Source organism: Eoetvoesiella sp. (assembly GCF_035555955.1).
In the GTDB taxonomy this organism is placed as follows: Bacteria; Pseudomonadota; Gammaproteobacteria; order Burkholderiales; family Burkholderiaceae_B; genus Eoetvoesia.
Window position 1 is genome coordinate 1 of sequence record NZ_DATMGA010000061.1, and the last position, 14,114, is coordinate 14,114.

The 14,114-nt window shown below is 61.7% G+C and carries 13 protein-coding genes; 11 read left to right on the forward strand and 2 right to left on the reverse strand.

The genetic code is table 11. The annotated features are described in order from the left end of the window. From VNT00_RS14130 to VNT00_RS14140, 3 genes are all read left to right on the forward strand, one after another. Positions 1 to 643: LptF/LptG family permease (locus VNT00_RS14130; protein ID WP_325588543.1), on the forward strand; the 643-nt coding region annotated here is incomplete at its 5' end. 89 nt (positions 644 to 732) lie between these two features. Beyond that, a complete protein-coding gene (locus VNT00_RS14135) occupies positions 733 to 1,701 on the forward strand; it encodes a CysB family HTH-type transcriptional regulator (RefSeq protein ID WP_325588545.1) in 969 nt (322 codons plus the stop codon). Positions 1,702 to 1,959: 258 nt separating this feature from the next. Continuing rightward, a complete protein-coding gene (locus VNT00_RS14140; protein WP_325588547.1) occupies positions 1,960 to 2,340 on the forward strand; it encodes a DUF2325 domain-containing protein in 381 nt (126 codons plus the stop codon). A 186-nt stretch (positions 2,341 to 2,526) separates the two neighbouring features. On the opposite strand, the gene VNT00_RS14145 is transcribed toward VNT00_RS14140, so the two are convergent. After that, entirely contained in the window at positions 2,527 to 3,135 is a 609-nt protein-coding gene (locus VNT00_RS14145) for a C40 family peptidase (protein ID WP_325588549.1), read from the reverse strand. A 741-nt stretch (positions 3,136 to 3,876) separates the two neighbouring features. On the opposite strand from VNT00_RS14145, the gene VNT00_RS14150 reads away from it, so the two are divergent. The 4 genes from VNT00_RS14150 to VNT00_RS14165 all read left to right on the forward strand — a co-directional run bounded on the left by VNT00_RS14150 (position 3,877) and on the right by VNT00_RS14165 (position 8,854). Next, a complete protein-coding gene (locus VNT00_RS14150) occupies positions 3,877 to 4,284 on the forward strand; it encodes a heme-binding protein (protein ID WP_325588551.1) in 408 nt (135 codons plus the stop codon). Beyond that, entirely contained in the window at positions 4,281 to 5,615 is a 1,335-nt protein-coding gene (locus VNT00_RS14155) for an MFS transporter (RefSeq protein ID WP_414650940.1), read from the forward strand. The genes VNT00_RS14150 and VNT00_RS14155 overlap by 4 nt, the downstream gene beginning before the upstream one ends. Before the next feature lie 239 nt (positions 5,616 to 5,854). Beyond that, the gene (acs, locus tag VNT00_RS14160; protein WP_325588553.1) at positions 5,855 to 7,834 is read left to right on the forward strand and encodes an acetate--CoA ligase; all 1,980 of its coding nucleotides are present in this window, start codon (positions 5,855 to 5,857) and stop codon (positions 7,832 to 7,834) included. Between the two features lie 132 nt (positions 7,835 to 7,966). Further along, positions 7,967 to 8,854, forward strand: a complete 888-nt coding sequence (locus VNT00_RS14165; protein WP_325588555.1) for a DMT family transporter — start codon at positions 7,967 to 7,969, stop codon at positions 8,852 to 8,854. Between the two features lie 127 nt (positions 8,855 to 8,981). Here the strand turns inward: VNT00_RS14165 and VNT00_RS14170 are convergent, their stop codons facing one another. After that, entirely contained in the window at positions 8,982 to 10,628 is a 1,647-nt protein-coding gene (locus tag VNT00_RS14170; RefSeq protein WP_325588557.1) for an electron transfer flavoprotein-ubiquinone oxidoreductase, read from the reverse strand. A gap of 270 nt (positions 10,629 to 10,898) precedes the next feature. Here VNT00_RS14170 and VNT00_RS14175 point away from each other — a divergent pair, with 270 nt between their 5' ends. The 4 genes from VNT00_RS14175 to VNT00_RS14190 all read left to right on the forward strand — a co-directional run. Continuing rightward, a complete protein-coding gene (locus VNT00_RS14175) occupies positions 10,899 to 11,336 on the forward strand; it encodes an acyl-CoA thioesterase (protein ID WP_325588559.1) in 438 nt (145 codons plus the stop codon). 165 nt (positions 11,337 to 11,501) lie between these two features. Then, the gene (locus tag VNT00_RS14180) at positions 11,502 to 12,200 is read left to right on the forward strand and encodes a CoA transferase subunit A (protein ID WP_325588561.1); all 699 of its coding nucleotides are present in this window, start codon (positions 11,502 to 11,504) and stop codon (positions 12,198 to 12,200) included. Positions 12,201 to 12,212: 12 nt separating this feature from the next. After that, complete coding sequence (locus tag VNT00_RS14185; RefSeq protein ID WP_325588563.1) at positions 12,213 to 12,866, forward strand: CoA transferase subunit B; 654 nt, start codon at positions 12,213 to 12,215, stop codon at positions 12,864 to 12,866. 75 nt (positions 12,867 to 12,941) lie between these two features. Then, positions 12,942 to 14,114, forward strand: a 1,173-nt coding sequence (locus VNT00_RS14190; protein ID WP_325588564.1) for an aminopeptidase P family N-terminal domain-containing protein, incomplete at its 3' end; no start/stop codon positions are given.

Sequence of the window (14,114 nt, forward strand, 5' to 3'; positions counted from 1 at the left end):
TGGCGCCCGGGTCTTCTTTGCCGAAGAGCCGGCCGCCCCCGGCGACGAGCTGGGCAAGGTCATTGCCCGGGTCATCGACCCGGAATGGCTCAGCGTCGTTACGGCGAACAGCGCGCACGTGCAGCAGGAGCCCAACGGCGACCGCTTCCTGGTGCTGGACAAAGGCAGGCGCTACGACCTCAAGCCGGGCCACAACGAATTCCGGCTGTTTGATTTCGAGCGCTACGGGTTCAGGCTGGAGAGCCGGGGCGCGGCCTCGTCGCCAGAGGCGCTGCGCGCCATCGTCGAGCGCCAGATCAAGGCGCGGCCCACCACTCAGCTGTTTCGCGACAACAACGATACGGCGCGCTCGCAAATCATGTGGCGCATCGCCATGCCGCTGGCGGCGCTAAATCTGGCCCTGCTGGCGATCCCCCTGGGCGCCGTCAATCCGCGGCTGGGGCGTTCCGGCGATATCCTCATCGCCGGCCTGGTGGGCCTGCTGTACATGAACCTGGTCAATCTGTCGCGCGGCTGGATCGGCAACGGCAAGCTGGATTTCGGCATTGGCGTATGGCTTGTCCATGCCGTGTTCAGCGCGCTCATGGTGTACATGATGTGGCGCAAATTGCGCGTCAAGGCGCCCAAAGAGCGAAAGAAATAATGGTAATTAGCATAGAAGCTTATTCCTAATAAATATATATAACTAATTCTATATAACATATAATGGCTTAACACCCCTGAGGCCATTCTATGAATTTGCAACAATTTCGTTTCGTGCGTGAAACAATACGCAGGAACTTCAATCTGACCGAGGCGGCTCGCACTCTGTTCACGTCGCAGCCGGGCGTCTCCAAGTCGATCATCGAGTTCGAGGACGAGCTGGGTGTCAAGATATTCGAGCGGCATGGCAAGCGAATCAAGGGCTTGACCAAGCCGGGCGTCGTGGTCGCCCAGGTCATCGATCGCATCATGCGCGAGGTCGATAACCTGAAAAAGGTCAGTGACGAATTTGCGCGCCGCGACGAGGGCGGGCTGGTCATTGCCTGCACACATGCCCAGGCGCGCTATATATTGCCCAAAGTCATTCCCGCGTTTCGCGAACGCTTCCCCAAAGTGCGGGTGTCGCTGGCCGAGGGCAACCCCCCGGCGCTGGCGCAAATGGTGTTGCACGAGCAGGCCGACGTCGCCATCGCCACCGAAACACTTTCACACACTCCGGGCCTGGCGGCCCTGCCGGTGTATTCGTGGGAGCACGTCATAGTCGTGCGGCCCGATCACCCCTTGGCCGAGCTTTCTTCCGCCGAGGCCAAGAACCTTACCCTGGCCCAGGTGGCGCAGTACCCCATAGTCACCTATGACCGCCAGTTCTCGGGCCGCTGCGCCATCGACGACGTGTTCAACGCGGCGAACATCGCGCCCGACATCGTCCTCGAGGCAATCGACGCCGACGTCATCAAGACCTATGTCGACGTGGGCCTTGGCATCGGCATCATTGCGGGCATGGCGTTCGATCCCCGGCGCGACAAGGGCCTGGTGGGCCTGCCTGTGGGCCATTTGTTCGGCACGCACGTGACGCGGGTGGCGATCAAGGCTGGCGTGTTCCTGCGGGACTACGTGTATGTCCTGCTCGAGATGATGGCTTCCAACCTGACCCGGGACGTGGTCCAGGAAGCGCTGGACAACAGCCCCAAGCAGGAAGAGGCGGTGATCGCCCGCTAGGCAGATCGTTCACGCCGCCAGGATGGCGGATCCGCGGCGACTCCCGAGGGACCAAGAGGGTTTCGCCGCCCCATCCTTATTTTCCCCGCGGGCTTGCCGGCCTGTCGGGGGTTTTTCTTGCTTGCCGCAGGCTGACGGCCATCTCCTAAATGCGTTGAAACATTTATTTGAGATTTTTTAAATAAATAAGAATCATTCCTATTGACTTAACTAATAAGAATGATTATCGTTAACGCACGCCAAACACATGGAGGCCGTATGTCTGAACTAGTCAATGCCGTGGTGGTGGGAGCAGACCGCCTGGGCAATATCCCTGATTTGCTCAAAGTGCACAACATTGCGATCCGGCACCATATCAGCGGCCGTGATCCCTCGCATCAAAAGAAAACCCTGCAACTACCGTCCGGCACCGATTTGTTGATTCTGCTTACTGACTTTTTGGGTCATAACGTCATGAAGACCTTTCGCGCCGCGGCCCAGAAATCCGGTGTCAAGGTGCTGGTCAGCCGGAGATCGGTGTGCTGCATGAAGCAGGCCTTGACTCAGGGCGGGTTCTGCGAGGCTTGTCCCCAGGTTGGTGGCTCCGATTCGAAGCGTGGCGGCGGTAGCGCCAAGGCTTTGCGTTTTGCCGCGCCTTGAGGCTGCCAATTGCCTGTAGAACGGCTGCTCGACCTTCGTGCATGAATAGGGCATCAGGCCCTTGCCCATAAAAAAAACCGCAAATCGCGGTTTTTTTTATGGGCGCCGTAGAGACATAGGCGCAGGCCCGGGGTTTGTTTGAGCCGTTGGGCCGGCAGGGCCCAGGCCGAGCCGCCGGGACGGAAATCAGTTGAGGCCCAGGATATTGCCCGAGCTGTCGGCCAGGCGGCGCGCGCCGTTGTAGCGTTTTTTCCAGTATGCCGTGTTCATGTCTTCGATCCGAACCACGGAACCGGTGCGGGGGGCGTGGACGAATTTTTCGTTGCCTAGATAGATGCCTACATGCGAATAGCGGTGTCCGCGGGTGTTGAAGAACACCAGGTCGCCTTTTTTCAGCTCGGTGCGCTTGATGGAGATGCCTTCGTGGGCAATTTGGGCCGACCGGCGGGGTAGTTTCAGTCCCAGGGATTTTTCGGCTGCATAAATGACCAGGCCGCTGCAGTCGAAACCGCTGTAGGGCGTATCGCCGCCGTACTTGTATTTTGTGCCCAGGAAGTCGAGTGCCGCGTTGGCCATTTCTTTCGCGCCGGAACCGATGTTCGGGGCGGGGTACTGGCTGTCGGGGTAGTTGGTGTAGGTGGAGGAGAATTGCTTGCTGGACAGATAGGCGCCAAGCGGATCGGATTTTGTCTGGGAAAGGTAGCTGTCGCGAACCACCATTCGGATGCCGGATTCGGCCTGCTCGGTTTGGTTGGTGCTGGCGCATCCGGCCAGTGCCAGCGTGGCGAGTATCATTGCGCTTTTGATGCTACGCCACCAGAATTTCGAGGAAATCGCAGTCAGTGAGAGTAGTCGATGTGGCGGCATGGGCTTTGGTATTTGCTGTGGTTCAGGTTAAAAGAATCCGCAGCCCAGCATTAAAAACCATTTGGATTACGTATAAATGACGTAATCCAAATAATTTCAAGGCTGAGTGGGCGCAAGAAACCACTGGATCCGGTAATAAAAATTCAGGGGAAGTTTAACTAAAACTCCCGGCCAGGTAAAGTCGGCATTTGTTGCGATTGGCTGGGGCGGATAAATTCTTGATTTGCTAACCCATTGTCATAAAACATTAATTTTTTTATTTTATGCATTTGCAAAAAAATACGAAGCCGGAAAAATGAGTGAAATCACTAATATGAAAACAATTGACATCGGCCTGCGAAACGCTGGTTTGTCCATGAGGCAAAGGGATTAGGCTGAATGTCGGTCATCACGATGGCGGTCATCCATTTGGCCGGCCCGGTCTCTGGCGCTGCGTTTGCCTGCCCGGCCGGCCCCGCCCATGCTTTCGGCACGGGACAACATGCCCGGTCTTGCGGGCGAATGTGGCATCATTCGCAATGGGAGGGTCGGCATGGCGATGGCGCTGCCCGATGAGGGCTTAAGCGCCCGCCTCGGGGCCCGTTCCACGCCGCGACGGCTTTCATTCAACGGGAAAGCCGCGCAGCCGGATCCAGACATCCATAATCATGATTTTCCAGAGAGCAAACAATGAAAACCAAACCCGTACTGACCGCCGACGACGTCAAGGCCATCCTGGCAGCCGCGGAACAACATGCACTAAGCCATCAATGGGCGGTCACGATCGCCGTGGCCGACGATGGCGGGCATTTGCTGGGGATGCTGCGCCTGGACGGCGCGGCGCCCGTCTCGGCCTTCATCGCGCCCGCGAAAGCCAGGACCGCGGCATTGGGCCGGCGCGAGTCTCGCGTCTATGAAGAAATCATAAATCAGGGACGGCATTCGTTCCTGTCGGTGCCGGGCCTGGAAGGGATGCTGGAAGGTGGCGTGCCTATCGTACTCGATCAGCAGGTCGTGGGAGCGGTCGGCGTGTCGGGGGTCAAGTCCAGCGAAGATGCCGAAATCGCCCGCGCGGGCATTGCCGCCATGCGCCCATGAGCCGCGCCGAGCAGACGGCCGCGCCCGGCCGCGAAGGCGGGCACGGCTTGTTTCGCGATGCCGTCAATCCGGGAGTGACCCGGCGCGAGGTCTGGTCGTGGGCCATGTACGACTTCGCCAACTCGGGCTACACGACGGTCGTGCTGACCACCGTGTTCAACAGTTATTTCGTGGGTGTGGTGGCGGCCGGCAAGTCGTGGGGCACCCTGGCCTTTACCGCCGCGCTGTCGCTGTCGTACCTGGCCATTATGCTGACCATGCCCACGCTGGGCGCGCGCGCCGATGCCACGGCGGGCAAGCGCCGCCTGCTGTTCACCAGCACCATCGCCTGCGTGCTGGCCACCGCGCTGCTGTCGCTGGTGGCGCCGGGCGATATCTGGCTGGGCCTGGTCATTCTTGCGGTTTCCAACTATTGCTATTGCATCGGCGAGTCCGTCGTCGCCGCCTTCCTGCCCGAAATCGCCAAGCCCCAGGCGCTTGGCCGGGTGTCGGGCTGGGGCTGGGGGTTCGGCTATTTTGGCGGCATGCTGGCTTTGGGGCTGTCTTTGGTGCTGGTGGCCCGTATGTCGGCGGCCGGCTCCCCGGCGTCGGCATACGTGCCCGACGTCATGCTGCTTACGGCGGGGCTTTTCGCCGTCGCCGCCATTGCGCCTTTCCTGTTCTTGCGCGAACGCAGCGCGCCCACGAACCGCCCGGCGCAGGGGCTCCTGAAGCGGCTGTGGATTGCCTGGCGTGAAACCGGCGCGGCCTTTCCCGACTTCCGCCTGCTTTTGCTATGCGGGGCCTGCTACCAGGCCGGCATTGCCGTGGTCGTCACGCTGGCCGCCGTATATGCCACCCAGGCCATGGGGTTCACCATGACCCAGACCATGGAACTGGTCTTCACCGTCAACATCGCCGCGGCGGTCGGCGCCTTGCTGTTCGGCCACGTGCAGGACCGGATCGGGCACAAAAGGGCGCTGGTGATTACGCTGTGGGGCTGGATCGCCATGGTCGTCATTGCCTACCTGGCCGTCAGCCTGTGGCTGTTCTGGGTGGCGGCGGTTCTGGCCGGTCTTTGCATGGGCACCAGCCAAAGCGCCGGGCGGGCCATGGTGGGGGCGCTGGCGCCGTCGAAACGGCTGGCGGAGTTCTATTCGCTTTGGACGTTTGCCATACAGCTGGCCGCCGTCATCGGCCCTTTGAGCTACGGGCTGGTCACATGGATCACGTTCGGCAATCATCGTCTTGCCTTGCTGGTGACCGGCATATTCTTTGTCGCGGGTCTGCTGGTGCTGGCGCGCCTGAACTTCGCGCGCGGCATGGCGGCGCGCGACGCTGTGCCGCTGTAGCCGGACCCGGCGCCATACGCTATAGGCATGCGCTTCACGTAAGCGTACAGTAAGAATATTGGGTTATTAATAGGCATCGATACGCGGTAATAGGCATCGTGCGAAGCGGGCCCCCGCTTTCAGGCAGGGGTTTCTTCGATCCATGTCAAAGCCATTCCCGCCCGATCCCATTATGCTAATAAACAGACAAATCACTTATCGTTGACGAATCAGCGAATCAAACAAAAGGAGCCGTTGCCATGTCCAGCACGATTGAATCGATTCTGGTTGAAAACCGGGTTTTTCCGCCTTTTCCCAACCTGGTCGAGAACGCGAACATTTCCGGAATGGATGCCTACCAGGCGCTGTGCCGCGAGGCGGAGCAATCGCCGGACGAATTCTGGGGACGGCTGGCGCGCGAAAACCTTACCTGGGCCAAGCCTTTCTCCAAGGTGCTCGATGAATCCGAGGCGCCCAGCTATCGCTGGTTCGGCGACGGTGAACTCAATGTCTCGGCCAATTGCCTCGACCGCCATCTAGGCACGCCCACCGCCGACAAGGCCGCCATTATCTTCGAATCCGATGACGGCAAGGTCACCCAGGTCACCTATCGCGAGTTGCACGCGCGGGTGTGCGAGTTCGCCAACGGCATCAAGGCCCTGGGCTACAAGGCCGGCGAGCGGGCCATCATCTACATGCCCATGTCCATCGAGGCCGTCGTCGCCATGCAGGCGTGCGCGCGGCTGGGCATCATACATTCCGTGGTGTTCGGCGGTTTCTCGTCGCGCAGCCTGCAGGAGCGCATTGTCGACGTGGGCGCCACCTTCGTCATTACTGCCGACGAACAGGTGCGCGGCGGCAAGGTCATTCCCCTGAAGCCTGCCGTCGACGAAGCCCTGGCCTCCGGCGGCTGCGAAGCGGTCAGCCATGTCATTGTCTACAAGCGCACCGGGGGGAAAATCGGCTGGGTCGAAGGGCGCGACCTGTGGATGCACGACGTCGTCGCCGGGCAGTCCGCGACGTGCGAGGCGGTTCCGTTCAATGCCGAGCATCCTCTGTTCATTTTGTATACCTCGGGCTCCACCGGCAAGCCCAAGGGCGTGCAGCACGCCTGCGCCGGGTTCCTGCTGTGGGCGCTGCTGACCGTCAAGTGGACGTTCGACGCCAAGGATACCGACGTGTTCTGGTGCACGGCCGACATCGGCTGGGTAACGGGCCACACGTACATTACCTACGGACCGCTGGCGGCGGGGCTCACCCAGGTCATGTTCGAAGGCGTGCCCACCTATCCCAACGTGGGCCGTTTCTGGGAAATGATCCAGCGCCACAAGGTCACGGTTTTTTATACCGCGCCCACCGCCATCCGCTCCCTGACCAAGGCCGCCGAGGCCGAGCCCAACTACCATCCGCGCGAATACGACCTTGGCAGCCTGCGCATCATAGGTTCGGTGGGCGAGCCCATCAATCCCGAGGCCTGGATGTGGTACTACACCAATGTGGGCCGCGAGCGCTGCCCGGTGCTGGACACTTGGTGGCAGACCGAAACCGGGGCGCACATGATCACCCCGCTGCCGGGGGTAACCCCCTTGAAGCCGGGCTCGTGCACCTTGCCCCTGCCCGGCATCCAGGCGGCCATCGTCGACGAGGCAGGCGGCGACGTGCAGGCGGGGCAGGGTGGGTTCCTGGTCGTCAAGAAGCCGTGGCCCGGCATGATACGCACCATCTGGGGCGACCCGCAGCGCTTCAAGAACAGCTATTTTCCGCCTGAACTCAAAGGGTATTACCTGGCGGGCGACGGCGCGCAGCGCGATGCCGACGGCTATTTCTGGATCATGGGCCGTGTCGACGACGTGCTGAACGTCTCGGGCCATCGCCTGGGCACGATGGAAGTGGAGTCGGCCCTGGTGGCGCATTCCATGGTGGCCGAGGCCGCCGTGGTGGGGCGGCCGGACGACACCACGGGAGAGGCCGTCGTGGCCTTTGTCGTGCTGAACCGGCCTCTGCCCGAAGGCGACGAGGCGACCGCCATCGCCAAGGAACTGCGCGACTGGGTGGCCAAGGAAATCGGCCCCATCGCCAAGCCCAAGGACATCCGCTTCGGCGAGAACCTGCCCAAGACGCGCTCGGGCAAGATCATGCGCCGCCTGCTGCGCATCGTGGCCAAGGGCGAGAAGGTCACGCAGGACGTCTCCACGCTGGAAAACCCGGCCATCCTGGACCAACTGTCGCAGTCGGTGTAAGCCGCTGCGCTGCGGGTATACTGGCCGCAGTCGACGCGCCGGTTGCCAAACAGGCAGGTGGCGACGCCAGCAGGCGTCGCCCATTGAACAGGGCGTGGCCACACGCCCTTTTTCTTGCCTGGAGCCTAAGCCGTGAAACCCAGCCAGTCCGATCGCGGAGCCTTGCTGCTGATGGCCTTGATCGTTCTGATCTGGAGCTACACCTGGGTCGTCCTGAAATATCTTTCCGCCTATGTCAGCCCGTTCGACCTGGTGGTGTGGCGCTACAGTTTCGGTTCGCTGTTCCTGTTCATCGTGCTGGGCGCTACGAAGCAGTCGCTTCGCTTTCCGCCGTTCTGGCCGACTGTGGGCATAGCGCTGTTCCAGACCGCCGCGTTTTCCTGCCTGTCGCAGCTCGCCCTGATCGTGGGCGGCACGGGACAGGTCGTCATGCTCGTCTACACCATGCCTTTCTGGGTCGTGCTGCTGGCCTGGCCGCTGCTGCACGAGCGCCCGGGAGGCCGGCAGATATTCGGATGCATTCTGGCCGGACTTGGCCTGACCGCCGTCATTGCGCCATGGGAAGGCCTGGGGGGAATCGGCAGTTCGATGCTGGCGCTGGCCGCGGGGCTGTGCTGGGGGTTGGGGACGATACTCAGCAAGCGGCTGTACCAGCGCCACACGCCCAACGTGCTCGCCGTCACCGCGTGGCAGATGCTGCTTGGCGCCGTCATGACGTCGCCCTTCATATGGTGGGAGGCGCCAACCGCAACGCAGTGGAGTTTTCCGGTGGTGCTGGGCATTGCCTATCTGGCCATTTTGTCCTCGGCGGCGGGCTGGGCGCTGTGGCTGCTGATCGTGCGCCGCGTAAGCGCCGTCATGGCGGGCATGTCGGGGCTGGCCATTCCTGTGCTTGTCATCTTTCTGGCATGGCTGATGTTGGGCGAAAGGCCCACAGGGCTTGAGTTCACCGGAATGGCTCTGATACTTGTCGGCTTGATTGTGGTCAGCCTTTCGCAGTATCGGCGTGCGGGCCGATAAAAAAGACCCCCACACTTCGCCGCTACGCGGCTCGCTGCCCCCCGAGGGGGAGCTTTTTACCTTGGGGCGGCCCGGCGGTAAAAAAGCCGCTCCGGACAGAGCGGCTTTTTGCCTTGCGGGCAAGCGGCTACATGCCGTTGTAGACCGGCCCTTCGCCGCCTTGCGGCGCCACCCACACGATGTTTTGCGTGGGGTCCTTGATGTCGCAGGTTTTACAGTGCACGCAGTTTTGCGAATTGATCTGCAGGCGGTCGCCGCCCTTGTCGTCCTTGACGAATTCGTACACGCCGGCCGGACAGTAGCGGACCTCGGGTCCGCCGTATTTGGCCAGGTTGACCGACACCGGCACCGAGGCGTCCTTGAGCGTAAGGTGGATGGGCTCGTTCTCTTCGTGGTTGGTGTTGGAAATGAACACCGAGCTCAGGCGGTCGAACGTGAGCTTGCCGTCGGGCTTGGGATAGTCGATGCGCGCGCATTCGGCGGCGGGCTGCAGACAGGCGTGGTCGGGCTTGCTGTGATGCAGCGTCCAGGGCATTTTGCCTTTGAGCAGCCATTGCTCGATGCCGGTCATGAGGGTGCCCATGGTGCGCCCCTTTTTGAACCATTGCTTGAAGTTGCGCGATTTGTTCAGCTCGGCGTGCAGCCACGAGTTCTTGAAGGCTTCGGGGTAGGCGGAAAGCTCGTCGTGGCTGCGGTCGGCCGCCAGCGCATCGAACAGGGCCTCGGCCGCCAGGGAGCCGGTCTTGATGGCCGAATGGCTGCCCTTGATGCGCGATGCGTTCAGGAAGCCGGCTTCGCAGCCCACCATGACGCCGCCGGGAAATACGAATTTGGGCAGGGAAAGCAGGCCGCCGGCGGTGAGCGAGCGGGCGCCGTAGGCAATGCGCTTGCCGCCCTCGAACGTGGTGCGGATGGCCGGATGCGTTTTATAACGCTGGAATTCCTCGAAGGGCGACAACCAGGGGTTGGCGTAATCCAGCCCCACGACCAGGCCCACCACCACGATGTTGTTGTCCAGGTGGTAAAGAAACGAGCCGCCGTAGGTGTCGGCATCCAGCGGCCACCCCGACGTGTGCACGACCAGTCCGGGCTGGGACTGGGACGGGTCGACTTCCCACATTTCCTTGATGCCGATGGCGTAGCTTTGCGGATCGCAGTCTTCGTCCAGCTTGTAGCGCTCGATGAGCTGGCGGCCGAGCTGGCCGCGCGAGCCTTCGGCGAACACCGTGTAGCGGGCGTGCAGCTCCATGCCGGGCTGGTAGTTGGCGGTGTGCGAGCCGTCGCGGGCGACGCCCATGTCGCCTGTTGCCACGCCCTTGACCGCGCCGGTGTCGGTGTAGAGGATTTCGGTGGCGGCAAAGCCGGGGAAGAGGTCGACCCCGAGGCTTTCGGCCTGTTCGCCCAGCCAGCGCACGACGTTGCCAAGGCGGACGATGTAATTGCCTTCGTTGTGGAAGCAGGCGGGCAGCAGCCACTTGGGCGTGGCGCGCGCGCCTTTCTGGGTCAGGAACAGGAATTTGTCTTCGGTGACCTTGGTGTCGAGCGGCGCGCCTTTTTCCTTCCAGTCGGGGATGAGCTCGGTCAGGGCCTGGGGATCCATGACGGCGCCGGACAGAATGTGGGCGCCGACTTCGCCGCCTTTTTCCAGGACGCAGACGCTGATGTCGCGGCCTTTCTCGGCGGCCAGTTGCTTGAGCCGTATTGCCGTGGACAGTCCCGCTGCTCCGGCGCCTACGACCACGACATCGTATTCCATCGATTCGCGCTCAGACATTGAAATTGATCTCCAGTGTGTTTTATTGGGGGGCGGCCAGCCTGTGTGCGACCTGTCGGAAAAATTAATTCAAGCTTCAAGTGTACTGTCTGGCTAATTCGACGAACTAACCAGACAGCATATTAGTATTGCAGCTTGTTATGCGGTTTTCAAATTGCGGTCATTCAGTGCACGGCCTATTTATCCGCGAAAAATATATATTTTTGCCGCTATACTTGCGTTTAGGCTTTGGTGCTTTATTGTACCGATCAAGAACACGAAGGTGCGCTTATGCAGGTAGCAGATATTACTACGCCCAACCATAGGCTCGGCGGTGTCTTCCGTTGCGCCATGCCCGTGCGCTGGGGCGATCTCGACGCTCTCGGGCACGTCAACAATACCGTGTACTTTCGCTATGGCGAAGAAGCCCGCGCCAAACTGTTCGAGCAGGCCCGCATGAACCTGCCGGCCGCCAGGGTGGGCGTGCTGGTGCATGCTTCCTGCGACTTCATCAAGTCGCTGATGTATCCGGCCAATATTTCCATCAGCCTGACCCTTACCCGGGTGGGGCGCTCCAGCATGGAGTTCACTTTCCTGATCGAAGACGAGTCCGGCGTAGCCTACGCCCGGGGCAAGAACATTATTGTCTGCACCGATATGGACCGGGGCGAATCCGCGCCCTGGACGGCGGACGAACTCGAGCGGCTGACGTCGTGCTTCAGCCACTAGGCGGGATGCAATGCGCGGGCGATCCTCATGCAAAGCCGCCGGCGGCGGGCTTGCGGCAAGCGGTTCGCGCGCTATGTTTTTTGTAATCGGCCCGAAGGCGGTTGCGGCTTCCACAGCGGAAGCGGCGGCTGGCAAAGGGTATTTCAATAATGAGGGAATGGAGTAATGAATAAAGTCTATCCAAGTGCCGAGGAAGCACTGAAAGGCGTGGTCGCCGATGGCCAGACCATTGCCGTGGGCGGGTTCGGCTTGTGCGGACTGCCCGAGGCGCTTATTGCCGCGCTGCGCGATTCGGGCGTCAAGAACCTGACCTGCGTCAGCAACAACGCCGGCGTCGACGGGTTTGGCCTTGGCCTGCTGCTGGCAACGCGCCAGATCAAGAAAATGATCTCTTCCTACGTGGGCGAGAACAAAGAGTTCGAACGCCAGTACCTGGCCAACGAACTCGAGCTCGAGTTCACCCCGCAAGGCACATTGGCCGAAAAACTGCGCGCCGGCGGCGCCGGCATCCCGGCCTTCTTCACACGCACCGGCGTGGGCACCATCGTGGCCGAGGGCAAGGAGATCCGCGAATTCGACGGCGATCGCTACATCATGGAGCGATCGATCGTGCCGGACGTCTCGCTGGTCAAGGCCTATATGGCCGACCGCAGCGGCAACCTGGTGTTCCGCCGCACCGCCCGCAACTTCAACCCCAATGTGGCGATGGCGGGCAAGATCACGATAGTCGAGGTCGAAAAGCTGGTCGACACAGGGGCCATCGACCCTGACGACGTGCATTTGCCGGGCATCTTCGTGCATCGCATCGTGGTCAACGCCAGTCCCGAGAAACGCATTGAGCAGCGCACAGTCCGCAACGCATAAGGAGAAAGAATCATGGCATGGACAAGAGACGAAATGGCGGCGCGCGCCGCCCGTGAACTGCAAGACGGTTTCTATGTGAACCTGGGCATCGGCATCCCCACCCAGGTGGCCAATCATGTGCCCGAAGGCATGGAAGTATGGCTGCAGTCCGAGAACGGCCTGCTGGGCATCGGCCCGTTCCCCCGCGAAGACGAAATCGACGCCGATCTCATCAACGCCGGCAAGCAAACCGTGACGACGCTGCCCGGTTCGTCCATTTTTTCGTCGGCGGATTCGTTCGCGATGATACGCGGCGGTAAAATCAACCTGGCGATTCTTGGCGCCATGCAGGTTTCCGAGCGTGGCGACCTTGCCAACTGGATGATTCCCGGCAAGATGATCAAGGGTATGGGCGGCGCCATGGACCTGGTGGCCGGAGTCGGCCGGGTCGTGGTGCTCATGGATCATGTGGCGCGCAAGAAGGACGGCACCGAAGACTTCAAGCTGTTGCCCGAATGCACCCTGCCGCTGACCGGAGTGGGTGTGGTCAACCTCGTCATCACCGACCTGGGCGTCATGGAAGTCACCGGCAACGGCCTCAAGCTCACCGAACTGGCTCCCGGCGTAAGCGTCAAGGAAGTCCAGGACAAGACCAAGGCCAAGCTGGACGTTTCGGCTGTCGCATAGCAAGGAAGGGCGCTGAAACCGGCGCGTGGCGCCTATTCCTGTGGAATAGGCGCTTTTTTATTCAAAGGACATATCGTGGGTAATACTGTTTTCGCGGAACGAGTTCAGGCCTTGCGCGCGGCCATGGCGGCGCGCAATCTGGGGGCATGCGTCGTGCCGTCGTCCGACCCGCATCTGTCCGAATACCTGCCCGAACACTGGCAGTCCAGGGCTTGGCTCAGCGGCTTCGAGGGTTCCGCCGGAACGCTGGTCGTCACGCCTTCGTTTGCCGGCCTGTGGACCGATAGCCGCTACTGGGAGCAGGCGGACCACGACCTGGAGGGGTCCGGCATCCAGACGATGCGCGCGGGCTCCGACAGTGTGCCGAGCGTGGTGGACTGGCTGGCGCGCGAACTGCCCGAAGGCAGCCGGGTCGCCCTGCATGGCCAGGCCCTCAGCGTGTCGATGCACCGCAACTGGCAATCCACGCTGGACGCCCGCGGCATACGGTTGGTGTGCGAACTGGATTTGCCCGGCGAGGTCTGGAAGGATCGGCCTGCCTTGCCTCAGGCCCCGGTGTACGAGCACGAGGCGCCTTTTGCTTGCCGCACCCGGGCGGGCAATCTGGCGGCCGTGCGCCAGTCCATGGCCGAACGCAAGGCCGATTGGCATTTCATTTCCACCCTGGACGATGTTGCGTGGCTGTTGAACCTGCGCGGCAGCGACGTATCGTACAACCCCGTCTTCCTGGCGCATGCGCTGATTGGACGCGACACGGCGCGCTTGTTCGTGGCGCCGGGAAAAGTCAGCGAGGATCTGGCGCGGGCGCTTGGGCGCGACGGCGTCGAATTAGCGGCCTACGATGCCGCGGGCGAGGCGCTGTCCTGCCTGCCTGCGGGGCAGACATTGCTCATCGACCCGGCCCGCACGACCATCGGTGTTATCGGCGCCGCCGCCTATGTCGACAAGGTCGAGGCCGTCAACCCGTCGCATCTGCTCAAGTCGCGCAAGAGCGCCGCGGAAATCGACCACGTGCGCCGCGCGATGGAGCAGGACGGGGCGGCGCTGTGCGAATTCTTCGCCTGGTTCGAGCAGGCGCAGGGCGTCGAGCGCATAACCGAGCTGACCATCGACGAAAAAATCACCCAGGCGCGCGCGCGCCGCGAGAACTTCGTCACGCCCAGCTTTTCCACGATCGCGGCGTACAACGCCAACGGCGCCATGCCGCACTATCACGCGACCGAGCAGGCGCATGCCGTCATCGAAGGC

Excerpts from the sequence above, each read along its gene's own strand:
- VNT00_RS14185 (WP_325588563.1), top strand. The coding sequence starts at position 12,213 with ATGGCATGGACAAGAGACGAAATGGCGGCGCGCGCCGCCCGTGAACTG.
- VNT00_RS14150 (WP_325588551.1), top strand. The coding sequence starts at position 3,877 with ATGAAAACCAAACCCGTACTGACCGCCGACGACGTCAAGGCCATCCTG.
- acs (WP_325588553.1), top strand. The coding sequence starts at position 5,855 with ATGTCCAGCACGATTGAATCGATTCTGGTTGAAAACCGGGTTTTTCCG.
- VNT00_RS14180 (WP_325588561.1), top strand. The coding sequence starts at position 11,502 with ATGAATAAAGTCTATCCAAGTGCCGAGGAAGCACTGAAAGGCGTGGTC.
- VNT00_RS14140 (WP_325588547.1), top strand. The coding sequence starts at position 1,960 with ATGTCTGAACTAGTCAATGCCGTGGTGGTGGGAGCAGACCGCCTGGGC.
- VNT00_RS14170 (WP_325588557.1), bottom strand. The coding sequence starts at position 10,628 with ATGTCTGAGCGCGAATCGATGGAATACGATGTCGTGGTCGTAGGCGCC.
- VNT00_RS14135 (WP_325588545.1), top strand. The coding sequence starts at position 733 with ATGAATTTGCAACAATTTCGTTTCGTGCGTGAAACAATACGCAGGAAC.
- VNT00_RS14155 (WP_414650940.1), top strand. The coding sequence starts at position 4,281 with ATGAGCCGCGCCGAGCAGACGGCCGCGCCCGGCCGCGAAGGCGGGCAC.
- VNT00_RS14175 (WP_325588559.1), top strand. The coding sequence starts at position 10,899 with ATGCAGGTAGCAGATATTACTACGCCCAACCATAGGCTCGGCGGTGTC.
- VNT00_RS14145 (WP_325588549.1), bottom strand. The coding sequence starts at position 3,135 with ATGATACTCGCCACGCTGGCACTGGCCGGATGCGCCAGCACCAACCAA.